Here is a 25,887-nt window from a genome sequence, read left to right as displayed (position 1 = left end):
ACTCTCGCGCCTGTTTTTGCATTTGAGGATTACATCATGGCCGACGCCACTCTCGACCATCATCTCGGTCTGCTTGCGCACCTGCGCAGCATTCTAGTCGCGCTGGGCGAGGCCGAGCAGGTTCCAGAAGAAAGCCATGCACTGTTCATGGAGCGCTTCGACGAGCTGGTCGAGCAATTGCCGCAAGACCCTATCGAAAGCCAGTACCTGGGCCAGGACATTCTGTGTCAGGTCATCCAGCGCTACCCGCAGATCGCCCATCTGGTGCCGCGCGACCTGCTGTGGTTCTTTGCCGGTGACTGCCTGCATTTCATGCCTGACGATGAAATCGATCTGTATCAGGCCCTTGAAGAGCGCCGGTACGAAGCCGAGCAGAACGACGAGCCGTTCGACTGGAATCAGGAGAAGCAGTTGCTGGCGATGTCGACCCAGGGCAGCAAGCACTGACATGCTTTTCCAACGCGATGGTGAACACCGCCAATCGCGAATCCGCAGTCTGCGCCATTTGTGACGCGGAGCGTCACGGGAGGCATGCCCACGCAGAGCGATGGGCACGATCAGGGTTGAGGCAGACTCGCGGATAACACCTCTTAACTGATCCCCGCCAACAGTTCCCGCGCAAGACGCTGATGTTCTTCGTCAGACTCGGCGATCACCTGCAACAGGATTTCACGGGCCGACTCGATATCCCCGTCGTCGATCAACACTTGAGCCTGATTGATCTGGCTCAACGGTGGCTCCTCCAGATCCAGCAGGTCGAAGTCCGAATCGTCACTCATGAAGCTGTCGAGGAAGTCATCACTCAAATCGTCTGCAGCGGACGGCGCAATCACTTCGATGGGTTCTACGGCATCCGAATCCGAGAAGTCGCTGAGGAATTGCTCGTCAGACAGCTCGAATACTTCCGGCAATTGATTCAGATCTGATGAAAACCCCGGATCTACTTCAGGCCGATCGGCGGGTTTGGTGCGGGCAGGCGGTGCGTCGAACGGATCGACCAGATCCCAGTCAGCGTCCATCGACAACTCGTCCAGATTCAGCTGGAATTCGTCTGACGGCTCGGGATTCAGCGCTGCTGCCGTGGTTTCATCCAACTGCGTGATGGCAGGCTGCTCCTGTTCTGAAACAGGATCGGGGGCAGCCGCAGCGTTGGACTCAGGCGCGCTCTTGGCCAGCGAAACAGCCCCGACAGCAGCGGCCGTCAACGCTGTGGAGGCAGCGAGCGCCTCACGCGTCTTGAGCTGCGGATAACGTTCACGAACATCCTGAATGGCTTGCGGGGTCACACCGTGGTTCAGCGCAGACTGCTCCTCGGCAGCAAAACCGGTACTGTCGCCCTGCTCGGCCAGCAATTCGAGCAGCCTGATACGAATGTCTTCACGTTCCGGCTGTTTTTCAAGCGCATTGCGCAGGATGCCGATCGCTTCGCTGAAGCGCCCGTAGGCAATGTAGATGCTGACGCCGTCCAGCGCATCGGGGGCAGCGCCCGCCATGCGTTGTGAAGACGAGGCCTTGACCACGGGTGCGGCGACAGGTGCGACCACCGGCTGTGGCGCCACCGCAGGCACTTCGAAGACCGGGAGAACCGCGGCTTGAGCAGGTTTGATCAGCGGCTCGTCAGGCGTAACGGCAGGGGCCACGCTCTGAGTGCGTTGCTGCCGTCTTCTGTTATAGGCAAATGCCAGGAGCAGCAGAATGATCAACAGACCGGCCAACAGCACTGGAATGCTGAGGAAAGGTTCGCTTGGAGCCGCTGCAACGACAGGTGGTTGAACAGGCACGACCGCCGGTGGCGGTGTCGACACCTTGCTGGCGCCGGACTGAGCCTGCACGAGATCGGTTCGAAGCGCGGTGATCTGCTTGTCCTTGCCGACCAACTGGTCCTGCAGATCTGCGGTCTGCGCCTTGAGTTCTTCAAGCGCTTTGGTCAGTTGCTGGGTTTCGATGGCGGCCGTCGCCATCTGCTCGGCCGCCTCCCGGGCTTCGGCAGGTTGAACGGATGGCGCGGAAGGACTGGCTGTCGAAGGGCCACTTGTGGGCAGCACTGCCGAATCAGGCAGTAACAAGTCCTGCCCAGGCTTGAGGCCTGCCCCTTGGGCGAATACCTGAGGATTGAGCAGCCGTATGCCATCGGCCATCTGAGTGGTCGAGACCTTGCTGCCCTGGCCCTGAACACGGGCGGCAATGGCATTCAGGGTATCGCCGCTGAGAACCTTGTAGTGCTTGCCTTTGACAGCGGCCGGCGGCGCGACCGGCATGCGCGACTCGGGAGCCGCCGACTGTGCCGTGCGCTGCGTATTGCGACTGCGGGTCGCTGCGACGCCTTCGGGCGACGTCGCAGGATCGAGCAGGACGGTGTATTCGTGCAGCAGATCGCCATTGGGGCGGGACAGCTGCACCAGAAAACTCAGGTAAGGCTCGGTGACGGCTTTGTGCGAAACCACACGGATCACACCACGCCCGCCATTCAGCACAGGGGTGAAACGCAGATCATTGAGAAAGAACACGCGCTCGACGCCTGCCTTGGCGAATGCCTCTGGCGAGGCCAGCCTGGCCACAACATCTTCGGGGCTCAGACCATCGGCTTCCAATAACGCAATTTCGGCATTCAACGGCTGATTGAGCGCCGAGTGCAGGGTTATTTCACCTAGCCCCAACGCTGATGCCAGCGACGAATAAACCAGTGTCGAGGCTACGACAGACGCCGCCATCAGGCGCGTGTAAAAACGATGACCGACGGTGCGACCCGTACTCGCCTGAGAACTCTTCAGCATGCTAACCCTTATGGAAACCACAGCAGGCTTCTCACCTATCCCGATGAACTTCACTATCCGTGGCAAGAGTATGGGGGAGAACTCGCAGGCTCGTCTCAGGATCTTTCGAGATTGGCCAGAATTCGCGAGTGCACGCGTACGCACACCCGCAAGTCTTCCTCATCCACACCCTCGAAGAGTTCGACCCGCAACACATTGGCAATGGTTTCGATCTGTTCGATCAATGGCAGAGCCGTGTCGCAAAGCACGATTTTCTTCGCACGACGGTCCTCAAGCACCGCCTGACGCTGCACCAGTCCCTGGCCTTCAAGGCTGTCGAGCAACCGTGCAAGGGTCGGTCCCTCGACGCCAACGCTCTGGGCAAGTTCACGCTGGGTGGGCGCCTCACCGAAGCGGGCAAGGTGCAGGAGCACCAGCCAGCGAGCCTGAGAAAGGCCCATACCGGCCAGACGACGATCCAGTTCGGCCCGCCAGCCACGGGAAATCTGTGCGAGTTGCATCCCGAAACGATGTTCATCAGTCAATGGCATAGAGCACTCGTGATCAAAACTAACTATTAGCGAGCTAAGCATGCTCCTTGCAATCAGGCAAGCGCCCCACCGTGGCGTCTCGTCGCAGGTTCCTACATCTCGAATTCGGATTGCAGGGCGGCGCGCACGCAATACAGCACACCTTCAGGAACACGCCCAGTGAATTGTTCGATCACTGAAGAAACCGGGGGCAGTTCACCTTCCCCGTCCAGAAACGCATCCTGAATCTCGCCCAGCAAGTCTTCGGGCAGATCCAGTGCCTGTTCGACGGACAATTGCTGTTTGCCGATGGCTTCGGCCAGCAGGGTGTAGACATTCTTTTCCGAGCACTGCAACTGGCCGGCAATCTGTGCCGGGGTCATCCCGGCGTGCGCCAGACTGATCAGTTCATGACGCAGGTCGGTGACCACCCGTGGCGCTTCGGCCTTGCCGCTGAGCACTTCCAGAAACGCCTCGCCGTAGCGCTCCAGCTTGCGCGCGCCGACGCCACCGACCCTGGCCATTTCGGCCATGGAACCGGGTTTGCTGCGCAGCATTTCCAGCAGGGTCGAATCCGGGAAAATGACGTAAGGCGGCACCGCGTGTTCTTCGGCCAGCTTGCGGCGCAGCGTGCGCAGGGCTTCCCACTGCTCGCGTTCCTCGCCTCGCACCAGTTGACTGGCCGGGCTGCCGGAATGGCTCTTGGCGGTGGTCTGCGGCTTGAGATCACGACGCAGTTCCAGCGTGACTTCGCCGCGCAGCAGCGGACGGCAGGTGTCACTCAGACGCAGTCCGCCATAACCTTCCAGATCGATGTCCGCCAGACCGCGCGCGACCAGTTGCCTGAACAACGAGCGCCACTCACCTTCAGAGCGCGCCTTGCCGACGCCGAACACCGACAGGTGCTGATGGCCGAAGCTCTCCACCTTGTCATTGGACTTGCCGAGCAGGACGTCCACCAAGTGCCCCACGCCATAGCGCTGACCGGTGCGATAAATGGCCGACAGCGCCTGGCGCGCAGGCTCGGTGGCATCCCAGGTCTGCACGCCATCGACGCAGTTGTCGCAATGGCCGCAAGGGTTGGGCATGTCTTCATCGAAATAGGCGAGCAGCGTCTGGCGACGGCAGCGGGTTTCTTCGCACAGCGCCAGCATCGCATCGAGCTTGTGGTGTTCGAGCCGCTTGTGCCGCTCATCTCCTTCGGAGTTCTGCAGCATCTGCTTGAGCATCAGCACGTCCTGCAGACCGTAGGCCATCCAGGCATCCGCAGGCAGACCGTCACGCCCTGCCCGGCCGGTTTCCTGGTAGTAGGCTTCCAGCGACTTGGGCAGATCCATGTGCGCGACGAAACGGACGTTGGGCTTGTCGATGCCCATGCCGAACGCGATGGTCGCGACCATGATCAGGCCTTCTTCATTAAGGAAGCGCTTCTGATTGGCGGCACGGGTTTCGGAAGGCAGTCCTGCGTGATACGGCAGCGCCGGGTAGCCGTTCTCGCTGAGGAAAACCGCGACCTCATCGACTTTCTTGCGTGACAGGCAATAGACGATGCCTGCATCGCTGCGGCGCTCGGACAGAAACGCCAGCAACTGCTTGCGCGGCGACTCCTTGGGCACGATGCGGTAGAAGATGTTGGGGCGGTCGAAACTGGACAGAAACCGCTCGGCATTCTGCAGGTGCAGACGCGTGACGATTTCTTCACGTGTCCGCTTGTCGGCGGTGGCCGTCAGGGCGATGCGCGGCACATTGGGAAACAGTTCGGCCAGTTGACCCAATTGAAGGTATTCCGGGCGGAAGTCATGTCCCCATTGAGAAACGCAGTGCGCTTCATCGATGGCGAACAGTGCGATATCGAGGTTTTGCAGAAAGGACAGCATGCGCGGTTGAACGAGACGTTCCGGCGCCAGGTAAAGCATTTTGACTTCGCCCTGACGAATCCGGTTGGCCAGGTCGCGCTGCTGTTCGGCACTGAGTGTGGAATTGAGCGCAGCGGCCGAAACACCCAGTTCTTCAAGGGTCGCAACCTGGTCATCCATCAATGCGATAAGCGGCGAAACCACCACGCACAGACCGTCTCGCAACAGGCCGGGAACCTGGAAACACAGGGACTTGCCGCCGCCGGTCGGCATCAGCACCAGTGCATCGCCGCCGTTGGCTACACGTTCGATAATGGCACCCTGGCGACCACGGAAGCTGTCATAGCCGAAGATGTCTTTAAGTACGCGTTGTGCCTGTTCGAGCATAAAAACCCCAGATTGTCCTGCTGCACTGCAAAACGGGGGAGTATACCCGAGCGCTCACAGGCAATGGATGACTGGGACATGAGTGGTCGAAATTAACTGCAATGGGCCGCCGCGCTGGCGCCACAGGCGCTCAGGGCCTAGAATTCAGCATCGTTTATTTCCAAGGTAGTGCGTCCATGTCCTTCGCTGAGCAACTAACCCGCCTGCAAGTCTTCCTCGATGCAGATGAACTGCACGAAGAAGCACTGGACTACGTGGCCGCTCATGGCTACCTGACCGCCCTGTCGATCTGTTCCGAACCCGTGCCGGAGCGCGAGTGGATCGATGCCCTGTTCTCCGAGCCGCCACATTACGCGAGCGACGCCCAGCAGGTAGAGATCGAAGCCACTCTGATTGCATTGCAGGCCCATATCGCCCGCCAACTGGCGTCGGACGAAGAGTTCGAACTGCCATGCGATCTGGATCTGGGCGACGACCCGGATGATTCGGATCTGCGCGGCTGGTGCATCGGCTTCATGGAAGGCGTGTTCCTGCGTGAAAATGCCTGGTTCGAAAGCGCCGAAGACGAAGTCAGCGAAATGCTGCTGCCGATCATGGTCGGTTCGGGTCTGTTCGACGAGCAACCGGAGTTTTCCGATATCGCTCAGGACGCCAACCTGATGGACGACATGATCGTGCAGATTCCGGAAGCCCTCACCGCGCTGTACCTGCTGTGTCAGGCTCCGGACGAGAAACCGGCAATTCTCAAACCCCGTCACCACTGAGTCCGCGCCTATGGCGCAGGAGTCAACGCGCACCAGCCGTCACCGGCCGGTGCGCTATGTTCTGCTGGCCATCGGCTGGCTGAGCGTTGCGCTGGGCGTTGTCGGGATTGTGCTTCCAGTGCTGCCCACGACGCCTTTTCTGCTATTGGCTGCCGCGTGTTTCGCTCGCAGCTCCCCTCGTTTCTATCACTGGCTGGTCAATCACAAGCGGCTCGGCCCGTGGATCAAGGACTACCTTGAAGGCCGCGGCATTCCTCTCAAGGGCAAGGTCTACGCGATTGGCACGATGTGGGCCAGTATCAGCCTTTCCTGCTACCTCGTTCCCCTGCCGTGGGCTCGTGGCTTCATGCTGGTCAGTGCAGTGCTGGTGACGGTTTATATCCTCAGGCAGAAGACATTGCGCAGGCATTGAAGTCCTGTGGTGATTGTGTGGAAGACCCACCATGCCTTCAACGTCGCGCTGTCACGCAGCAAACACTGGACGTAGGAGCGGACTTGTCCGCGAATACCGTAGTTCAGCCGATAAATATTCGTTGGATGTGCAGCCCTTTTCGCGGACAAGTCCGCTCTTATCAAACAACCTGTAACTTACTGAAGAAACGCGATTTTTTGTAGGAGCGCGCTTGCCCGCGATTGCGTCATGTCAGTCACTGATTTTCTGTCTGTAAGAACCTATCGTCGGATTGCCGCCCAGACCAAGCGCGCTCCTACGGTCCGTGTTTGCTGAGCGACAGCGCTAGGTCGAAGACGTAGTGGCGCCTCCCACGAAGTTTGCTGCGCGGCAGCAATATATCGAAAACGTAGTGCCTCCCACAGTCAGCTGTTTGCCAGAGGCAGTCGCTAAACTACATCCACCTTCAACGAATGATCCCCCAGCATGCCGTTGATGATGGTTGCAGTGTCTGCACCTCCGGCAATCCAGCCACCGGCTCCCGGGGTGACGCCGAACTGCGCGGCGAGGTCGACGCCCGCAAGCTCGATGCTCTGGCTCGGATGACCCGCATCCACGCCCACTTCAAAGGTCGAAACCGGTTGTGTGCCGACACCATTGACCCGGACATGCAGGAAATCCTCCAGTGTTTCAACCTTCGCACCCATGCCCTGCAAGAGCTGGGACAGGTCGAGGCTATCGATACCGACGTTGAAATCAGTCACCCGATCATGGCCCGTGTCGCCCGCCAGCCACATGAACCGATCCAGCCCTTCACCGCCTGTCAGCACGTCGTTGCCCGGCCCGCCGATCAGCACATCGTTGCCGTTGCCGCCGTTCAGGCAATCATTACCGCCTGCTGCAAGCAGCACGTCGTCGCCATCCGTGCCGAGCAACAAAGGGCCATGCTGGTAATCGATACTGACCGCCGCAGCGTCCTGACCGCCATGCGCGTCCTGGATGAAATAGCTGCCCTGATAACCTGGGGTGGTATTAACCTGACTGTAGTCGATGCTCAGGCCCAATTGGTAATCCATCCCCTCATTGGGCACGCCCGGATCGGGCTGGTGGATCAGAATCAGCCGATAGGCGCTGTCCTCACTGGCAGTGAACGAACCGTCCGCCGCCAGACTGTGGAATTCGCCATCGTCCATCTGCCACGCCAATCCGACCTGACCGGAAAGCTGCCGGGTATCGACCGTCAGCTTTTCACCCGCCTTCAGCTCAACGCTGTACAGGTCCTGGTGATTGAAGGTGTCACCCTGCCAGGCACCCAGATAGCCGCTGAGCAGTACGGTGGCCGTCGCTGCATGAGTGACGTGAAAGTCGGAGCGCTGCAGATCCTTGATCCGGTTTTCCAGCACATCTTCCTGTCCGCAGAACCGGATCGTGTCCAGCCGTGGCGAAGAGAAGTCCGAAGCGGCGTCCCGCCAGCCCGTTTGAAACACGGTGGGAGTCGCGCTCAGTGGATCACCGCTGGGCGAATGATCGTTGGCCAGCAACGCAGCGGCGGGCACTTCGATGCTCGGGGCGAGGATGTTGGTGATGATGTGATCGGCAACGGCTTCGGGCGATGGCGTCGGTGCGCAGGGTTGCACATGAATCGACAACGTTGCGCCCGCCAGATCCCCGTCATGGTCACTGAGCACGTAACCGATGTTTTCCGTAACAGGCGTCCGCGAACTGCCCGGCGTGTAGCTGAACGCGCCGCTTTCCATGTTCACCACCAGGGTGCCGCCAGTCTGGGTGGCCAGGGTCAGCGTGCGCGCAGCACTGTCGAAGTGAGCCTGACCCGCACCGCCGCTGATGCTGCCCTGCCCGCTTCGGTCATAGGTGTAGGCCAACCCGTCGACCATCAATACCTTGACGAAGCCACCGTCGGCACCGAATGTGCCGCCCGCAAGCAGGCTGCCCTCTGTGCTGCCCTGAACCGTGCCACTGAGCACGGCGTTCAGTTCACGCGGCTCCAGAACGATCACCGAGCGCATGTCGGTGCCGGACTGCCCATCGTGTGCAATAGGGTCCAGGTACGTCTGGCTGACGTCGTTGCCGATACCGATGGCGAACGACTTGATGCTGTGAGCATCGAGAAAGGCCGTCCAGATCGCCTGTTCACCGGCATCGATGCCGTCGCCCTGGCTCGGGTCGGGCTGATGGTTGGGTTCGGAATGTTCGGGGGACAGCGTAGGGTTGCCGTCCGACAGAAAGTACGCCAGATTCTGCGCGCCCGTCAGACTGCCAGCGCTGAGAAACGCTTGCTGCGCGGCCGCCAGTGCTGCGTCGTAGTTGGTACCGTTGCCAGCCTCCAATGCATTGATGATGTCTCGGGCAGTGGCGACGTCTACCCAGACCGAACCGGGCAGGTCGGCCTGGCTGTTGAAGGTCACAATCTGTACGCGTACCTCGCCCATGGCGGCGTACTGATCGAGCAATTGGTTGATTGCCTGTTTGGCCAGGTCCAGCCGTGACAGACCATCGACGCCGCTCGCGCCCTTCATGCTGTCGGAGTTGTCGATGATCAGCAGCAGGTTCGAGTCTTGCGGCACGGGCGTTACCGTCAGTGCAATGTCGGTGGCGAGCGGCTGGTCATCTACAATGACGATGTCCAGCTGTCCGGTGCCCACGTCTCCATCGTGATCGACGGCCACCACCTTGATGGTCTCACCCAGCGTATTGGCACCCTCGCCGTTCGGGTGCGTCAGCGGATTGAGAAAGGTGTAGCTGTAACTGACCTGGCCACTGACCGGGTCGTAGCCCGTGATGCTAAGGCTGTTGCCCAGCGCAGTCAGCACAGACTGAGAGAAGTCCATGACAACGCCTGCCCTGACGATTTCTACGCCGCCGACCACCAGACTCTGCAGACCGTCAGGCGCCCTGACGATGAAGCTGCCGGTCTGCGTCAACGCCGCCGGATCAGGCGCCGAGCCGCCGCACAGATTGGCTTCGTGAAACGTCAGTTCGCTGCCCGATACGCTGACGCAGTGATTGACCGGGGGCTCAACGGGCGGTTCGACCGGTGGCTCTGTGGGCGGCTCTGTGGGCGGCAACGGGGGTTCGATTACAGGCGGTTCAGTAATAGGCGGTTCTATAACGGGCGGCTCGGTGATCGGCGGCTCGACGAAGGGCGGCTCAGGAGCCGGTGCAATCACGTCATCAGGCAGGGCTGGGGCATCCCCACCGCCACGTGCAAAGACGTCTCGCCCTTCAGGAAAGATCGGTGTCATCACCAAGCCCTCGGTGTCAAAGCCGACCACCGGCAGAACCTCGCCGCCGGTTTCGCTGAGCATGACGACCGTGTGCCCTCCACCGCCTGCATTGACTTCAGACTCACTCGAAGACCCGTGATCATCGGCGGTCACGATGCCGAGTGTCGGAGTCAGCGGATCAAGGGTTTCCACATGCGGAGCCTGATCGTCGAGCACGGCCGCATCAAGCAGCACGCGACTGTCACGCCCCAGGGTCAGCTCTCGACCGCTCTCCAGCCGGATAGCGACAGCCCCGTCAGACCCGGCCTGCACCTGTTCGCCGATGAACACCCGATCGCCGGCAACCAGCAGCCTCTTCGAACCGTCGCCCGCTACCGCAAACACATCGCCCAAGACTCTCCACACTGTTCCGATGACGCTCGCCATAGGCTTCTCCACTGTCGTGATGATCAGCGCTGTCACTGCCTGGCAACACGTTCGACTTCGGTACGCGTGTAACGCCTCGGTGCTGAAAAATAAATAATCGCCAAAATATCGACATCCCTCGCGCTTGAGGCTCTCAGGGCTGAAGACTGTACACATAGACGCATGACAATATTTCGTCAGTCCGACGCCAACCTTCTACTGACGCCCATAATTGCTTGAAATATCGATTTTCGAGCGAACAACCATCGCTCGAAATGGAAAAAACGCATAAGTTTTTTTTGGCATAACCCCTATGAAAAAAGCGTCTGAGGTTTTCTCAAAGTTGTTCTTAGCTGTGTTGTTACACGCCTGATACGGCTGACACCACACGAATCGTCACTTTTTTGGCGATCAGGAACCACCTTACGGAGAAGTCCTCCATGCGCGATTTAACCCCGCTTTACAGTGCTGTGGTCCTGGCAGTGGCCTGTGCGCAAGCGCAAGCCATTTCGCTGACTGAAGCCATTCAAAGCACCCTCGACAATCACCCTGAAGTACAGGCAGGCAAACATGAACGCCTGTCTGCAGATGAAGAGCTGAATGTGGCCAAGGGTGGTTATCTGCCAGTGGTTGACGCCATTGCCGCCTACGGCAGACAGAAGAACGACAGCCCGAGCACACGCGCACTGTATGGGCACAACACCGAAGCCATGACCTACACCCAGTCGGAACTGCGCCTGCGTCAGTTGTTGTTCGACGGTTTCAACACGCCGAACGAAATCGGACGCACACAAGCGGTGGTCAACTCGCGGGCCTACTACGTACAAGGGACGTCGCAGAGCCTGGCGTTGCGCGCTGTCGAGGTGTACCTGGAAGTGCTAAAGCGTCGCGAACTGCTGACGCTGGCGAAAAACAACCTGCAGGCGCACCTGCGCATCAATGACCAGATCAACCTGCGCAGCGAGCGAGGCGTCGGCAGCCTGGCCGACCGTGATCAGTCGCTGGCACGTCGCGCCCTGGCGCAAAACAACTTCCACACCGCGCAGGTAGATCTGGCTGACGCTGAAGCCAACTTCCAGAGCGCCGTGGGTCGCCTGCCTGACGAACTGGAATCGCCACCCTCGATCAAGGGCGAAGTGCCGCTTAGCCTGAGTGATGCGCAGCAAAGCATGCTGCTCAACAACCCTTATCTGAAGTCGGCGCAGGCCGATGTCCAGGCGGCCGAAAAACAGTACGAAATCGCCAAGGCCCCTTTCTACCCGCGCTTCGACGCCGAACTGGCAATCGGGGCCAACGACAACCTGCAGGGCGAACGCGGCCACGACAACGAATGGCGCGCCGCCGTGGTGATGAATTACAACCTGTTCAACGGCAACCGCGACAAGGCGCGCATGCGCTCCAATGCGCACAAGACCGGTCAGGCAATGGACATTCGCAACAACGCATTGCGCATGCTCAACGAGAACATGTCGCTGGCATGGAATGCCATGAGCAACGCCCGTCAGCAGACACCGATTGCACGTGAATACGTCGAATCGACGACCCGCGTGCGCACGGCTTATCAGGATCAGTTCGGGCTGGGCCAGCGCAGCCCGCTGGATCTGCTGGACAGCGAAAACGAGCTGTACAACGCCAGCCGTCGCTACACCGAAGTGCGTTACACCGAGGAACTGGCCATGTACCGGGTGCTGGCCAGTGAAGGTGAGCTGCTGCGCAAACAGCGTGTGGTACTGCCTGCCGAAGCAGTGGCGCTGAACGAGGTGCAGAGCGAAGCCCGCCTGCCCGAACTCAAATAAGCCGCGACCGGGAGCACGCTCTTGAACAGTCTGAAAATGCCTGATGCCGATATGCATGAAGCATCGTTCACCGATGTCGAGGATCCGTTGCTCGACGGCCTGATGATGCTCTGCCGGTTGCATGGCCGATCCAACAGCCGCGCCAGCCTGAGTGTGGGTTTGCCGATGAGCAATCAGCGGCTCGAACCCTCGCTGATGCCAAGGGCCGCTGCCCGCGCCGGTCTGCAGGCGCGCTGGCTGCGTCGCGATCTGGAACAGATCCACGCGATGAACCTGCCCGTGCTGCTGTTGCTGAAGGACCAGCATTGCGCGGTGCTGGTGCGTCGTGACAAATCAGGCCGACTGTTGATCCTGCCCTCGGAAAACCAGGGCGGCGAGCAGTGGGTCGCGCCTGAACAACTGGCGCAGCGCTACACCGGTCAGGCGCTGTTCGCCAGCCCGCACCATGAACTGGAACAACTGCGCTCGCCTCTGCTGCCCAGAGTGACCTCCTGGTTTCGCGACACCGCAAGACTGTCCCGAAGACTGTATGGCGACGCGATTCTCGCCAGCCTGCTGATCAATGTGCTCGGCCTGATGGTCCCGCTGTTCGTCATGCAGACCTACGACCGCGTGGTGCCCAATCAGGCCACCGCAACCCTTTGGGTGCTGGTCATCGGTCTGCTGATCGGCACACTGTTCGAAATGGGCCTGCGCCTGATCCGCGCCCGGCTGCTGGATCAGGCGGGCAGCAAGACTGATCTGATCCTTTGCGCGACGCTGTTCGAGCGCATCATCGGCATGAACCTCAAGGCGCGCCCGGCCACGGTCGGGGGCTTTGCCCAGAGCATTCATGACTTTCAGGGACTGCGCGAGTTCCTGACCGCCGTGACCCTGACCAGCCTGATCGACCTGCCTTTCGCGATTCTGATGCTGGCGGTCATTGGCCTGCTGGGCGGCTGGCTGGTGCTGATTCCGCTGCTGGCCTTTCCGCTGACGGTCGCCTTTGCCTGGGCGATTCAGATTCGTCTGCGTGACACGGTGCAGAAAAGCCTGAGTCTGGGTGCCGCGCGTCAGGCCTTGCTGATCGAAACCCTCGGCGGTCTGGAAACACTCAAGGCCTGCAATGCTCAGAGTGAACGTCAGCATCAGTGGGAAAGCACCCACGGCGCCCTGAACCGACTGGACAGCCGCGCCCGTCACCTCGCCGCACTGGCCAGCAACGGCACACTGTTCGTGCAGCAGTTCTGCGGCATGGCCACGCTGGTCGCCGGGGTCTACAGCATCATCGGCGGGCACCTGAGCGTCGGTGCGCTGGTGGCGACTTACATGTTGGGGAGCCGGGTGCTGGCGCCGCTCGGGCAAGTCGCGGGGCTGATCACCCGCTACCAGCAAGCGCAACTGACGATGAAAAGTACCGACGCGTTGATGGCATTGCCTCAGGAACAGGCGCCGGAAAAACGCCCGCTGCAAACACCACCGCTCAAAGGCGCGGTGAGCATCAGCAACCTGCGTTTTGCCTATGAACCCAAGGGTGCGCCGGCCCTGAACGGTATTCGCTTCAGTCTGGAACCTGGGGAACGCGTCGGCATCATTGGCCGCAGCGGTTCGGGCAAAAGCACACTGGCGCGTCTGCTGATGGGCTTTCGCACGCCGGACGAAGGTCAGGTGCTGTTCGACAACCTGGACCTGCAGCAACTGGACATCAGTGAACTGCGCCAACAGATCGGGTACGTCGCCCATGATTTGCCGCTGCTGGCGGGCAGCCTGCGCGACAACCTGTTACTGGGCGCACGCCAGGTGAGCGACACGCGCATGCTGGAAGTGGCACGCATCACCGGCGTCGATGAGCTGGCGTTGCGTCATCCGCGAGGCTTTGACCGGCCCGTCGGCGAGCGCGGCCAGTTGCTCTCCGGCGGGCAGCGGCAGAGCGTATTGCTGGCGCGCGCCCTGCTGCTGGACCCGCCCATTCTGCTGCTCGACGAGCCTACCAGCCACATGGACAACGCCAGCGAAGAACACCTGCGCCAACACCTGCATCGCCTGATGCCCGGCAAGACCCTGCTGCTGATCACCCATCGTCTGTCGATGCTGACCCTGGTCGACCGCCTGCTGGTGCTCGACCACGGCAAGCTGGTTGCAGACGGCCCGAAGGACGCTGTCATCGAAGCACTGCGCAAGGGCCAGATCGGCCCGGCGCCGGTTTGAAGGAGAATATTCATGACCACGTCCGGCAGCCGTCACGTCGAGCACAGGTTCCTGCCCTATCGGTCTGCCGCGCTGGCAGCCCCCTCGTCACGCGCCATGAGCCTGACAGTGTGGATTGCCGCCGCACTGTTGCTTGGCGCTTTGCTCTGGGCCGGATTCGCGGTGCTGGAAGAAGTCACCACCGGCGAAGGCAAGGCCATTCCGTCGAGCAAGGTGCAGGTCATCCAGAACCTGGAAGGCGGGATCGTGAGCGATATATTTGTGCGAGAAGGTCAGGTGGTGGACAAAGGCGACACCCTGCTGCGCCTCGATGACACGCGATTCATGTCCAGCCGCAGCGAAAGCGAAGTCGACCGTCTGACCCTGACCGCGCAAGTAGAGCGGCTGGCCGCCGAGGCCGAAGGTCGTGCGCTGACGCTGCCTGCTGAAGTGACGTCCAGCGCTCCGCAAGTGGCTGTCGACGAGCAGGCGCTGTATGAATCCCGGCAGCGGCGACTGGCCAGCGAGCAGCGCACGCTCAACGAGCAATTGCGTCAGAAGACCCAGGAATTGGCCGAGTTTCGTTCCAAACAGGAGCAGTTTCGCAGCAGCCTGGCGCTGGTTCAGCAGGAGCTGGACATGTCGGCACCGCTGGTCAGCTCCGGCGCAGTGTCCCCGGTGGAAATCCTGCGCCTCAAACGTAACGCTGTAGAACTTCGCGGCTCGATGAACGCCAACACTCTGGCAATCCCGAGGGCCGAGGCGGCCATCAGTGAAATAAAAAGCCGGGTGCAGGAATCGGAACTCGCGTTTCGCGCTGACGCTGCCCGCGAACTCAACGAAAAGCGCAACGACCTGGCCCGAATCAGCGCCAGCCGTATCGCCATCGACGACCGAATGAGCCGTACGACAGTGGTGTCGCCGGTGCGCGGCATCGTCAAGACCCTCAAGGTCAACACCATCGGCGGCGTGGTTCAGCCCGGCAGCGACCTGCTGGAAATCGTGCCACTGGAAGACAACCTGCTGATCGAAGCGAAAGTGCGCCCGCAGGACGTCGCCTTCCTGCACCCCGGCCAGAAGGCCATGGTCAAGTTCAGCGCGTACGACTACACCCTTTATGGCGGCCTGCCTGCGCGCCTGGAAATGATCGGCGCCGACACCATCACTGACGACAAGGACAACAGCTTCTACCTGATACAGGTGCGCACCGACAGCAATCACCTGGGCAGCGACAGCAGGCCGCTGCTGATCATCCCCGGCATGATCGCCACCGTGGACATCATCACCGGGGAGAAAAGCGTGCTGGATTACCTGCTCAAGCCGGTACTCAAGGCCCGGGCCGAAGCGTTGCGTGAGCGGTGAGTCGTGCAACGCTTGCTGAAACCTGTAAGCCACTGAAAAAAAGCGATTTTTCGGGAGGCGGCTTGCCGGCGATGCAGCCGACGCAGTCTGTCAGGAAAATCGCGTCATCGTTCATCGCCCGCAAGCCGCCTCCCACGGGTTGTTGTTACTTCTTCTTGTCCTTGGCGAACGCAGCCTCAAGCGCTTCGTTGAGCGTGCGCAGTACCTTGACCCGGGCCCAGCGCTTGTCGTTGGCTTCGACCAGCGTCCAGGGTGCGATTTCGGTGCTGGTGCGGTCGACCATTTCGCCGACGGCCTGACGGTATTGCGGCCACTTCTTGCGGTTGCGCCAATCGTCCTCGGTGATCTTGTAACGCTTGAACGGGATCTGCTCACGCTCCTCGAAGCGCTCCAGTTGGGTCTGTTCATCAATCGCCAGCCAGAACTTCACGACCACGATGCCGAAATCGGTGAGCTGTTCTTCGAAGTCGTTGATTTCGGAGTAAGCGCGCATCCAGTCGGATTCGCTGCAGAAACCTTCGACCCGCTCCACCAGCACGCGCCCGTACCAGGAACGATCAAAAATGGTGAACTTGCCGCGTGCCGGAATCTGTCGCCAGAATCGCCACAGATAAGGCTGAGCGCGCTCGTCCTGAGTCGGTGCGGCAATCGGCACGATGGCGTACTGCCTCGGGTCCAGGGCCGCCGCAACACGACGGATCGCCCCGCCCTTGCCGGCCGCATCGTTGCCTTCGAACACCGCCACCAGCGCATGACGCTTCATCCGCTTGTCGCGCAGGTTGCCGGACAGGCGCGCCTGCTCGGTGATCAGCGCTTCCTTGTAATCATCCTTTTCCAGACTGCGGCTCAGGTCGAGGCTGTCCAGCAGGGTCAGCTCTTCGTCGTGGCTCGCCTGCGGGCCTGCGCTCTGCGACTTGACCTCAGGTTCGACCTTGTTCAGTGCCGCCTGCATGCCTTCGAGCAGCAAGCGCCCGACGGTGAGGCTGCGATAATTGGCGTCCACGCCTTCAATGACATGCCACGGCGCGTATTCGCGGCTAGTGCGGCGCAACACACGCTCACCGAAGCGCACGAACTTGTCGTAGGTTCGGGACTGCTGCCAGTCCAGCGGGCTGATGCGCCAGCTGTGCAACGGGTCGTCCTTCAGCGTCTTGAGGCGCAATTTCATCTGCTTCTTGGACAGGTGAAACCAGAACTTGAAGATCACCGCGCCTTCATCGCAGAGCATCTTTTCCAGACGTTCGGCACCGCTGATGGCCTGATCCAGTACCGCATCCTTGAAACGACCGTGCACCCGGCCCTGCAGCATCTGGCTGTACCAGTTGCCGAAGAAAATCCCCATGCGCCCCTTCGCGGGCAATTGTCGCCAGTAGCGCCAGACCGGTGGATGGGCCAGTTCCTCGTCAGTCTGCTGATCGAAGGTGCGCACCTCGATATAACGCGGGTCCATCCATTCGTTGAGCAGCTTGACGGTCTCGCCCTTGCCCGCGCCTTCGATGCCATTGATCAGCACGATGACCTGCCGTCCGGCCTGCTCATGCAGATCGTACTGGGCTTCGAGCAACGCCTCGCGCAAGGCTGGCACGGCGGCCTCGTAGGTTTCGTCGTCGATGGCGTGACCGATTTCAGCGGATTCAAACATGCACTGCTCCCTTCATGATCGGGGCCGGGGATGATGGCCAGATGCATATAGTGACCACCGAATGCCCACATGGGTCAATCGGTGCAACAGCAATGCCGCTTTTATCCGCACACACGGCTAAAATGCGGCCATTGCCACCGCTGAGCCGAACATGACCATTACCCGCCACGCCCAGATCGACTGGGACGAACACGGCAATCCGCATTCGCGTACGTTTTCCGATGTGTACTTTTCCACCGAATCCGGTCTTGAAGAGACGCGCCATGTGTTTCTGGTGCAGAACGACCTGCGCCGACGCTTCACGGAATTGCCGGAAGACGGACGGCTGATCATCGGTGAAACCGGTTTTGGCACCGGGCTCAATTTCCTCTGCGCCTGGCAGTTGTTCGAAGAATGCGCCCGCCCCGGTGCAAGGCTGCAGTTCGTCAGCTTCGAAAAATACCCGTTGAGCCGCGACGACCTGCAACGGGCGCTGGCGTTGTGGCCGGAGCTGGCGGCGTTCGCAGATCCTTTGCTTGATCAGTACGTGGCCGTGCATGAGGGCTTTCAGCGCATGGTGTTCGATCAGGGCCGGATCACGCTGACGCTGCTGATCGGCGATGCGCTGGACATGCTGCCACAGCTCGACGGCCAGATCGATGCATGGTTTCTCGATGGCTTCGCGCCCGCAAAAAACCCCGAGATGTGGACACCGGAGCTGTTTGCCGAGTTGGCGCGACTGTCGACGACAGCGACGACCATCGGCACCTTCACCAGCACCGGCTGGGTACGCCGCGCACTGAATGCTGCGGGTTTCAAGATGAAGCGCGTGCCGGGAATCGGTCATAAATGGGAAGTGCTGCGCGGTACGTTCATCGCGTGGCCTGAAGAGGCCGTCCCTGTGCCCGCCGCCAAACCCTGGTTCGCCCGTCCGCCTGCGCTGCACAATGAGCGCAAGGCATTGGTGATCGGCGCCGGGCTGGCCGGTTGCGCCACGGCCGAGAGCCTGGCGAACAGGGGCTGGCAGGTGAGCCTGCTGGAGCGTCATGCCGCGCCCGCGCAGGAAGCGTCGGGTAATCCGCAGGGCGTGTTGTACCTCAAGCTGTCGGCGCACGGCACGGCGTTGTCCCAATTGATTCTCAGCGGGTTCGGGCATACCCGGCGCCTGCTCGAACGCTTGCAGCGCGGTGTGGACTGGGACGGTTGCGGTGTGCTGCAACTGACCTTCGACGACAAGGAAGGCAAACGTCAGGCACAACTGGCCGAGGCCTTTCCCGAATCGCTTCTGCACCTGCTGGACCAGTCTGCGGCCCAAGCACGCAGCGGTATCCGGCTGGCCAGCGGCGGGCTGTTTTACCCGGAAGGCGGCTGGGTTCATCCGCCTGCCCTCTGCGATGTGCAGGCCACCCACCTGAACATTCGGTTGATCGCTCATCACGAGGCGCTGGAACTGCGTCAGGTCGGTGGGCAGTGGCAGGCGTGGGATAACGAGCGCTTGATCGACAGCGCGCCAGTTGTGGTGCTGGCCGGTGCCGCCGACATCAAACAGTTTCCGCAAAGCGCGGAGTTGCCGCTCAAGCGCATTCGCGGGCAGATCACTCGCCTGCCGCAGACCCCGGCCAGCACGGCATTGAGCACGGTGGTCTGCGCCGAAGGTTACGTCGCGCCCGCGCGCCTGGGCGAACATACGCTGGGGGCGAGCTTTGACTTCAACAGCGTCGATCTGACGCCCAATCTGGCCGATCATCTGGGCAATCTGCAGATGCTTGAGAAGATTTCCCATGATCTTGTACAGCGTCTGGAAGCAGCAGACCTGCCACCCGAGCAACTGCAAGGCCGCGCCGCGTTTCGCTGCACCAGCCCCGATTACCTGCCCATTGTCGGCCCGCTGGCGGACCGTGAAGCATTTATGGAAGCTTTCGCTGCACTGGGCAAGGATGCACGTCAGGTGCCGGACGTCGCCTGTCCCTGGCTGGACGGTTTTTACGTCAACAGCGGCCACGGCTCACGTGGATTGATCACCGCCCCGCTGTGCGCCGAACTGCTCGCCGCCTGGCTCGACGACGAACCGCTGCCGCTGCCTCGCAGCGTCGCCGAAGCCTGTCACCCGAACCGGTTTACCTTGCGCGGATTGATTCGGGGCGAGCATAAAGTCTCTGACTGAATGCGTACCCGTGGGAGGCGGCTTGCCGGCGATGGCGTCAGCTCAGTCGCTGATGTGTTGCTTCGGAAAATGCATCGCCGGCAAGCCGCCTCCCACAGTCCGTTGGTTGCAGCAAGACTTGTGTATAACGATGAGTGCAGAGCGATAAGCATGCAGCCCGTAAGGCTCTGCGTCACATTCCCGGCCTTACGCGAGTGTTCAGCGGAACACGCTGCCCTTAGCGCAATCAGTATTAAGCCACTCAGCGACGCACACTCGCTCAGCCGCTATCCTTATTGTCAGTACATCCAGTCGAGCCCCTCATGTTGCAAGTGCGAGACGTATTCAAGAATTACACCACGGCTCAAGGCCCATTGGCGGTTTTGCGGGGTGTCGATCTGCACATGGCGCGAGGTGAAAGCCTGGCGTTGATGGGCGAATCGGGCAGTGGCAAGAGCACGCTGCTGCATCTGGTCGCCGGGCTTGATCATGCAGACTCAGGCACGATCGAAATCGCCGGGCAGCGTCTGGACCTGATGAACGAAAGCCAGCTGGCAAACTGGCGGCGTACGGAAATCGGTCTAGTGTTCCAGCAATTCAACCTGATCGGCAGCCTCAAGGTTGCCGATAACCTGGCGTTTCAGGCGCGTCTGGCCGGGCGCTACGACCCGATCTGGCAGGCACGGCTGGTCGAGCGCCTGGGTCTGGATGCGCTGCTGGACCGTTATCCCGAGCAGTTGTCCGGCGGCCAGCAGCAACGTGTCGCCATCGGCCGCGCCCTTGCCTCCCGGCCGAGTCTGCTATTGGCGGACGAACCCACTGGAAACCTCGACGAAACCACCAGTGGCGAAGTGCTGCAATTGTTGCTGGACCTGCTCGACGACAGCGCAACCACCCTCCTGATGGTCACTCACAGCCCGCGCATCGCAGCACGACTGGCGCGCACACAGGTGCTGCATCTGGGCCGCCTGGCGAACGAAGGCGAGCGCTGACATGCGGGTGTTTTACTGGACGTTGCGCGCCCTGCTCAGCCACTGGCGACGCCACCCCGTGCAGTTCTTCAGCGTGCTGACCGGGCTGTGGCTGGCGACGGCACTGTTGACCGGCGTCCAGGCATTGAACAGTCAGGCGCGGGAAAGCTATCAGCAGGCCAGCCAGTTGATTGGCGGCCAACCGCAGTCCTACATCGAAGCGGCCGACGGCAAGGTGTTCCCACAGGACCTGTTCATTCAATTGCGTCGTGCAGGCTGGCCGGTGTCGCCCATGGTGCAGGGCCGGATCACGCTCAAAGGGCACGAAGACCAACGGCTTCAACTGATGGGCATCGAGCCTGTGACCTTGCCCAAAGGATCCTCACTGGCGGGGCAAAAGCTTGATGCGCAACAGGTCGTGGACTTCCTTGCGCCGCCGGGGACGACCTGGATCTCGCCGCAGACCCTGCAGGCACTGAACCTCAAGGAAGGCCAGCAACCTGTGGCGGAAAACGGCGAATCGCTGCCGCCTCTGCGCGTGACGCCGGACATGGCCCCCGGCCTGCTGCTCACCGACATCGGTTTTGCCCAGCCGCTGCTCGGTGCCAACGGCCAACTGTCTCGGCTGCTATTGCCCGAGGGATTCTCAGCGCCCATGCCTGATCCGCTGGCAGGCAAACTGGTGATGAGGAAAGCGGGCGAAGAAAACAATCTTGAGCGCCTGACCGAAAGCTTTCACCTGAACCTGAATGCACTGGGTGTGCTTTCATTCATTGTCGGTTTGTTCATCGTACACGCGGCGATCGGTCTGGCGCTCGAGCAACGCCGCGGCCTGCTGCGCAACCTGAGAGCCTGCGGTGTTACCGCCCGAATGCTGATTGCAACGCTGGGCATGGAGCTCGGTGCTCTGGCGCTGCTCGGCGGGTTATTCGGGGTAATCAGCGGCTACCTGCTGGCAAGCCTGCTGCTGCCGGACGTCGCTGCCAGCCTGCGAGGGCTTTACGGCGCCGAAGTCGCCGGGCAACTGAATCTGAGCGCAGGGTGGTGGTTCAGCGGCATCGGCGTCAGCCTGCTCGGCGCGCTGCTGGCGGGTGCCAACAGCCTGCTGCGCGCCGCTCGCATGCCTTTGCTGGCACTGGCCGACGCACAGGCGTGGCAGCAGGCTCACGCTCGCTGGCTGCGGCGCCAGGGCTGGGTCGCAGTACTCTGCGCAGTCGTCGCACTGGCTGCCCTGTTGCTGGGCCATTCGTTGTTACTGGGATTCGTGCTGGTGAGTTCGATACTGCTCGGCGCTGCGCTCGGTCTGCCTGTACTGCTGGATGCAGTGCTCGGCACGCTGCTCAAACGCAGCCGTTCGGTCACAGGCCAATGGTTCCTGGCCGATTGCAGACAGCAGTTGCCTGCACTAAGCCTGGCGCTGATGGCACTGCTGCTGGCGATGGCCGCCAATATCGGCGCGGGCAGCATGACCTCGGGCTTTCGTGAAACCTTCAACAGTTGGCTGGAGCAGCGCCTGACCGCTGAACTGTACGTCAGCCCGCAGAACCCTGCTCAGGCCGAGCCGCTCCAGACCTGGCTGAACCAGCAACCGGAGATCAAGGCCGTGCTGCCGAACTGGCAGGTGCCGGTACAGATACAAGGCTGGCCCGCCGATCTGTTTGGCGTGATTGATCACACAACTTATCGCCAGCATTGGGAGTTGCTCGAAGCCTCGAACGACGCCTGGGACCAGTTGGCCAGTCAGGACACCATCATGCTCAGCGAGCAGATGGCACGTCGTCTCAAGCTGGGGCTGGGCGACACGTTGAACATTCCTTTGCCCACAGGCCAATGGTCGGCACGTATCGTGGGTATCTATGCCGATTACGGCAACCCCAAGGGCCACTTGCTGGTCAACGCCAGGCACCTGCTCGCTCACTGGCCGAACCTGACGCCCGTGCGCTTCAATCTGCGAATCGATCAGCCCGCCATCGCACCGTTGATCACTGCGCTAAGGGAGCAATTTGTGCTGGATGACAGCCACATCATCGACCAGAGCCAGCTGAAAAGCTGGTCCAGTCAGGTATTCGAGCGCACGTTCGCAGCCACCGCTGCACTCAATAGCCTGACCCTGGGCGTGGCCGGGATAGCGCTGTTCATCAGCCTGCTCACCCAAAGCCAGAGTCGCCTCGGTCAGCTCGCGCCACTGTGGGCGATGGGTGTGACACGACGCAAACTGATGCTGCTCAACCTTGGCCAGACGTGGATGCTGGCGGTACTGACTCTGCTGCTGGCTCTGCCATTGGGCATAGCGCTGGCCTGGTGCCTGAATGCGGTCATCAATGTGCAAGCATTCGGCTGGCGATTGCCGCTTCGGGTCTTCCCGCTGCAATTGCTGCAACTGATGTTGCTTGCGATGGTGGCGACGTTGCTGGCTTCGGCCTGGCCTTTGTTCAAGCTGTACAGAAGTCGTCCAAGCGATCTGTTGAGGACGTTTGCCCATGAACGCTAGATGGCTGCTCCTCATGCTGGCTCTGTTGCTGAGCGCCTGCGACGACAAGCCGATGCCGGACAACGGTTTCGCCGGGCTGGGCAACACCGCGGACGCGTACAGCCAGGTCACACCGGGCCGGGTGTTTTCGTTCCCGCAGGATCATGGACAGCACCCCGGTTTCCGCCTCGAATGGTGGTACATCACTGCCACCCTCAAGGACGACAAGGGCGAGCAGTTCGGCGTGCAGTGGACGCTGTTTCGCAACGCCATACGGCCAGGCACTCAGACCGGCAGCGGCTGGAACGACGGCACGGTCTGGCTGGGGCACGCTGCGGCCACATCGGCGACCCGGCATTACGTGGCAGAGCGCTACGCCCGTGGCGGTGTCGATCAGGCCAATGTCACCACAGCGCCGTTCTCTGCGTGGATCGACGACTGGTCGATGAGCAGCGACTCGCACACTGACGACCCGCTGGCAAGCGTCCAACTGAAGGCCAGCGGCAAGGATTTCCGCTATCACCTGAATCTCACGACGGCCCAGCCAGTGGTGCTGCAAGGCAAGGAAGGCTACAGCCGGAAATCCGATGCAGGACAGGCGTCGTATTACTACAGCCAACCGTTTTTCGATGCCAAGGGCAGCGTCGAGATCGAAGGCAAAACCTATCAGGTCACCGGCAACGCATGGCTGGACCGGGAATGGAGCAGCCAGCCGCTCACTGCCGATCAGACTGGCTGGGACTGGTTCTCCCTGCAGTTGGCAGATGGCGACCGGTTGATGCTCTACAGGATTCGCCATAACAACGCTACGCCCTATGTGACAGGCAACTGGATCGGCGTCGATGGCACCACCCGGTTACTGAGCGCTGACGAAATCAGCATTGAACCCCTCAAGACCACAACCATCGACGACCATCAGGTGCCCACAGTCTGGTCGGTCAAGGTCCCCGGCAAGCATCTGGACATCACCACCGAAGCGCTCAATCCCAAGGCCTGGATGGGCATGAGCATTCCCTACTGGGAGGGGCCTGTGAGGTTCCATGGCAGCCAGAGCGGTGTGGGCTATCTGGAGATGACGGGGCATTGATTCCGGTCACCGGCCAGTCCAACCCATACGCCTGATACCGGAACCACGTCCAGAGAGCCCTGATCTTTATAACTTTTTGTTCTAAAACTACCGCCTTTGCCTCGGGTCAGTTTCTGGGTGGCTGGACTTTCTCAGCCACCTCCCCAACGGAAACCCGGTAAGGACTTATGTGCGGATTAGCAGGTGAACTACGTTTCGACCATCAACCAGCGGACCTTGCCGCTGTTGAACGCATTACCCATGAGCTGGCGCCTCGCGGCCCGGATGCGTGGGGTTTTCACAGCCAGGGGCCGATTGCCCTTGGTCATCGCCGACTGAAAATCATGGACCTGTCCGATGGGTCGGCGCAGCCGATGATCGACAGCCACCTTGGCCTGTCCATGGCCTTCAACGGTGCGATCTACAACTTCCCGGAACTGCGTGCCGAGCTGGAAGCGCTGGGCTATCAGTTCCATTCCGGTGGCGATACCGAAGTGCTGCTCAAGGGCTATCACGCGTGGGGCGCAGACATGCTGCCCAAGCTCAACGGCATGTTCGCGTTCGCTATCTGGGAGCGTGACAGCAAGCGCCTGTTCATCGCCCGCGACCGTCTGGGCGTCAAGCCGCTGTACCTGTCGAAGACCGACAAGCGTCTGCGTTTCGCCTCGTCGCTGCCTGCGCTGCTCAAGGGCGGCGATATCAGCCCGATGCTCGATCCGGTCGCGCTCAACCATTACCTGAACTTCCACGCCGTGGTCCCTGCGCCACGCACGCTGTTGGCAGGTGTCGAGAAACTGCCACCGGCCAGCTGGATGCGCATCGACGCCAGCGGTCAGGTCGAGCAGAAAGTCTGGTGGACGCTGCCGTACGGTCCTCATGAGGACGAGAAAAACCTCACCCTGGAAGACTGGCGCGACCGCGTGCTCGACAGCACCCGCGAAGCCGTGGCGATTCGTCAACGGGCTGCGGTGGATGTCGGTGTGCTGCTGTCGGGCGGTGTCGATTCCAGCATGCTGGTCGGTCTGCTGCGCGAAGTGGGCGTCGAAGACCTGTCGACCTTCTCCATCGGTTTCCAGGATGCGGGTGGCGAGCGCGGCGACGAGTTCCAGTATTCGGACCTCATCGCCAAGCACTACGGCACCCGTCACCATCAGCTGCGCATCCAGGAAAGCGAGATCATCGAGCAACTGCCCGCCGCCTTCCGTGCGATGAGCGAGCCGATGGTCAGCCACGACTGCATCGCGTTCTACCTGCTGTCGCGTGAAGTGGCCAAGCATTGCAAGGTCGTTCAGAGCGGCCAGGGTGCTGACGAGCTGTTCGCCGGTTACCACTGGTATCCACAGGTTGACGGTGCGAGCGACCCGGTGGCCGCCTATCGCGACGCCTTTGTCGACCGCAGCTACGCAGAATATGCAGAAACCGTGCAGCCGAAGTGGCTGACCGCCAACGACGCAGCCGGTGATTTTGTCCGTGACCACTTTGCCCAGCCGGGCGCGAGCGCCGCTGTCGACAAGGCCCTGCGTCTGGACAGCACCGTGATGCTGGTGGATGACCCGGTCAAACGTGTCGACAACATGACCATGGCCTGGGGCCTGGAAGCGCGTACGCCGTTTCTGGACTACCGTCTGGTCGAACTGTCCGCCCGCATTCCTGGCAAGTTCAAGCTGCCGGACGGCGGCAAGCATGTGCTGAAAGAAGCGGCGCGCATGGTCATTCCATCCGAAGTGATCGATCGCAAGAAAGGCTATTTTCCGGTGCCCGGCCTCAAGCACTTGCAGGGCGATACCTTGAACTGGGTGCGCGAGTTGCTGACCGATTCCAGTCAGGACCGTGGTCTGTTCAATCCGGCCATGATCGACAAATTGCTGACCAACCCGGAAGGTCAACTCACCCCGCTGCGTGGCTCCAAGCTGTGGCAGTTGGCAGCGCTGAACCTGTGGCTCAGCGAACAAGGACTGTGA

General features: G+C 61.1%; 16 protein-coding genes. 11 read left to right on the top strand and 5 right to left on the bottom strand.

Annotated elements, in window-relative coordinates; translation table 11 throughout:
- Positions 1–36: 36 nt before the first annotated feature.
- Positions 37–447 carry a PA2817 family protein gene (locus tag AC0IXS_RS22630; protein WP_029241573.1) on the top strand — a complete coding sequence of 137 codons (411 nt, stop codon included), beginning with the start codon at positions 37–39 and terminating at the stop codon, positions 445–447.
- Between the two features lie 143 nt (positions 448–590).
- On the opposite strand, the gene AC0IXS_RS22625 is transcribed toward AC0IXS_RS22630, so the two are convergent.
- From AC0IXS_RS22625 to recQ, 3 genes are all read right to left on the bottom strand, one after another.
- Entirely contained in the window at positions 591–2,774 is a 2,184-nt protein-coding gene (locus AC0IXS_RS22625; RefSeq protein WP_057410338.1) for a motility hub landmark protein FimV, read from the bottom strand.
- A 95-nt stretch (positions 2,775–2,869) separates the two neighbouring features.
- Positions 2,870–3,304: a MarR family transcriptional regulator gene (locus AC0IXS_RS22620; protein WP_057410339.1), complete on the bottom strand. Its 435-nt coding sequence runs from the start codon at positions 3,302–3,304 to the stop codon at positions 2,870–2,872.
- A gap of 92 nt (positions 3,305–3,396) precedes the next feature.
- On the bottom strand, positions 3,397–5,526 hold the full coding sequence (recQ, locus tag AC0IXS_RS22615; protein ID WP_057410340.1) for a DNA helicase RecQ: 2,130 nt from the start codon (positions 5,524–5,526) through the stop codon (positions 3,397–3,399).
- Positions 5,527–5,702: 176 nt separating this feature from the next.
- Between recQ and AC0IXS_RS22610 the strand changes: the two genes are divergently transcribed.
- Both AC0IXS_RS22610 and AC0IXS_RS22605 read left to right on the top strand, forming a co-directional pair.
- Positions 5,703–6,290 (top strand): UPF0149 family protein, encoded by a 588-nt coding sequence (locus AC0IXS_RS22610; RefSeq protein WP_004879452.1) that lies wholly within the window; start codon positions 5,703–5,705, stop codon positions 6,288–6,290.
- 10 nt (positions 6,291–6,300) lie between these two features.
- A complete protein-coding gene (locus tag AC0IXS_RS22605) occupies positions 6,301–6,702 on the top strand; it encodes a YbaN family protein (protein ID WP_025994082.1) in 402 nt (133 codons plus the stop codon).
- 428 nt (positions 6,703–7,130) lie between these two features.
- Here AC0IXS_RS22605 and AC0IXS_RS22600 read toward each other — a convergent pair whose 3' ends face one another.
- Entirely contained in the window at positions 7,131–10,352 is a 3,222-nt protein-coding gene (locus AC0IXS_RS22600) for a retention module-containing protein (RefSeq protein WP_057410341.1), read from the bottom strand.
- A gap of 419 nt (positions 10,353–10,771) precedes the next feature.
- Between AC0IXS_RS22600 and AC0IXS_RS22595 the strand changes: the two genes are divergently transcribed.
- The 3 genes from AC0IXS_RS22595 to AC0IXS_RS22585 are packed head-to-tail and all read left to right on the top strand — an operon-like array spanning position 10,772 to position 15,655.
- Positions 10,772–12,127: a TolC family outer membrane protein gene (locus AC0IXS_RS22595; RefSeq protein WP_471825725.1), complete on the top strand. Its 1,356-nt coding sequence runs from the start codon at positions 10,772–10,774 to the stop codon at positions 12,125–12,127.
- A 36-nt stretch (positions 12,128–12,163) separates the two neighbouring features.
- Positions 12,164–14,314 (top strand): type I secretion system permease/ATPase, encoded by a 2,151-nt coding sequence (locus tag AC0IXS_RS22590; RefSeq protein WP_471826281.1) that lies wholly within the window; start codon positions 12,164–12,166, stop codon positions 14,312–14,314.
- 12 nt (positions 14,315–14,326) lie between these two features.
- The gene (locus AC0IXS_RS22585) at positions 14,327–15,655 is read left to right on the top strand and encodes an HlyD family type I secretion periplasmic adaptor subunit (protein WP_191957925.1); all 1,329 of its coding nucleotides are present in this window, start codon (positions 14,327–14,329) and stop codon (positions 15,653–15,655) included.
- A 145-nt stretch (positions 15,656–15,800) separates the two neighbouring features.
- Here the strand turns inward: AC0IXS_RS22585 and pap are convergent, their stop codons facing one another.
- Entirely contained in the window at positions 15,801–17,297 is a 1,497-nt protein-coding gene (gene pap / locus AC0IXS_RS22580; protein WP_029241919.1) for a polyphosphate:AMP phosphotransferase, read from the bottom strand.
- A 151-nt stretch (positions 17,298–17,448) separates the two neighbouring features.
- On the opposite strand from pap, the gene mnmC reads away from it, so the two are divergent.
- From mnmC to AC0IXS_RS22555, 5 genes are all read left to right on the top strand, one after another.
- Positions 17,449–19,440 carry a bifunctional tRNA (5-methylaminomethyl-2-thiouridine)(34)-methyltransferase MnmC2/FAD-dependent 5-carboxymethylaminomethyl-2-thiouridine(34) oxidoreductase MnmC1 gene (gene mnmC, locus AC0IXS_RS22575; RefSeq protein WP_471825722.1) on the top strand — a complete coding sequence of 664 codons (1,992 nt, stop codon included), beginning with the start codon at positions 17,449–17,451 and terminating at the stop codon, positions 19,438–19,440.
- Positions 19,441–19,742: 302 nt separating this feature from the next.
- Positions 19,743–20,411, top strand: a complete 669-nt coding sequence (locus AC0IXS_RS22570) for an ABC transporter ATP-binding protein (protein ID WP_057407738.1) — start codon at positions 19,743–19,745, stop codon at positions 20,409–20,411.
- Position 20,412: 1 nt separating this feature from the next.
- Positions 20,413–22,881 (top strand): ABC transporter permease, encoded by a 2,469-nt coding sequence (locus tag AC0IXS_RS22565; protein WP_122667592.1) that lies wholly within the window; start codon positions 20,413–20,415, stop codon positions 22,879–22,881.
- Positions 22,871–23,947, top strand: coding sequence for a lipocalin-like domain-containing protein (locus tag AC0IXS_RS22560; RefSeq protein ID WP_122667593.1), 1,077 nt, complete (start codon positions 22,871–22,873; stop codon positions 23,945–23,947). The genes AC0IXS_RS22565 and AC0IXS_RS22560 overlap by 11 nt, the downstream gene beginning before the upstream one ends.
- Before the next feature lie 167 nt (positions 23,948–24,114).
- On the top strand, positions 24,115–25,887 hold the full coding sequence (locus tag AC0IXS_RS22555; protein ID WP_004879425.1) for an N-acetylglutaminylglutamine amidotransferase: 1,773 nt from the start codon (positions 24,115–24,117) through the stop codon (positions 25,885–25,887).

The sequence above is a fragment of the Pseudomonas sp. AC016 genome (assembly GCF_979253365.1).
Note: the sequence above shows the minus strand (reverse complement) of the source record. Positions and strands in the feature narration are given on the sequence as shown.

Coding starts and splice junctions, on each gene's coding strand:
- AC0IXS_RS22570 (WP_057407738.1), top strand. CDS start 19,743: ATGTTGCAAGTGCGAGACGTATTCAAGAATTACACCACGGCTCAAGGC.
- AC0IXS_RS22610 (WP_004879452.1), top strand. CDS start 5,703: ATGTCCTTCGCTGAGCAACTAACCCGCCTGCAAGTCTTCCTCGATGCA.
- mnmC (WP_471825722.1), top strand. CDS start 17,449: ATGACCATTACCCGCCACGCCCAGATCGACTGGGACGAACACGGCAAT.
- AC0IXS_RS22630 (WP_029241573.1), top strand. CDS start 37: ATGGCCGACGCCACTCTCGACCATCATCTCGGTCTGCTTGCGCACCTG.
- AC0IXS_RS22555 (WP_004879425.1), top strand. CDS start 24,115: ATGTGCGGATTAGCAGGTGAACTACGTTTCGACCATCAACCAGCGGAC.
- AC0IXS_RS22560 (WP_122667593.1), top strand. CDS start 22,871: ATGAACGCTAGATGGCTGCTCCTCATGCTGGCTCTGTTGCTGAGCGCC.
- AC0IXS_RS22590 (WP_471826281.1), top strand. CDS start 12,164: ATGCCTGATGCCGATATGCATGAAGCATCGTTCACCGATGTCGAGGAT.
- AC0IXS_RS22605 (WP_025994082.1), top strand. CDS start 6,301: ATGGCGCAGGAGTCAACGCGCACCAGCCGTCACCGGCCGGTGCGCTAT.
- pap (WP_029241919.1), bottom strand. CDS start 17,297: ATGTTTGAATCCGCTGAAATCGGTCACGCCATCGACGACGAAACCTAC.
- AC0IXS_RS22625 (WP_057410338.1), bottom strand. CDS start 2,774: ATGCTGAAGAGTTCTCAGGCGAGTACGGGTCGCACCGTCGGTCATCGT.
- AC0IXS_RS22585 (WP_191957925.1), top strand. CDS start 14,327: ATGACCACGTCCGGCAGCCGTCACGTCGAGCACAGGTTCCTGCCCTAT.
- AC0IXS_RS22565 (WP_122667592.1), top strand. CDS start 20,413: ATGCGGGTGTTTTACTGGACGTTGCGCGCCCTGCTCAGCCACTGGCGA.
- recQ (WP_057410340.1), bottom strand. CDS start 5,526: ATGCTCGAACAGGCACAACGCGTACTTAAAGACATCTTCGGCTATGAC.
- AC0IXS_RS22620 (WP_057410339.1), bottom strand. CDS start 3,304: ATGCCATTGACTGATGAACATCGTTTCGGGATGCAACTCGCACAGATT.
- AC0IXS_RS22595 (WP_471825725.1), top strand. CDS start 10,772: ATGCGCGATTTAACCCCGCTTTACAGTGCTGTGGTCCTGGCAGTGGCC.
- AC0IXS_RS22600 (WP_057410341.1), bottom strand. CDS start 10,352: ATGGCGAGCGTCATCGGAACAGTGTGGAGAGTCTTGGGCGATGTGTTT.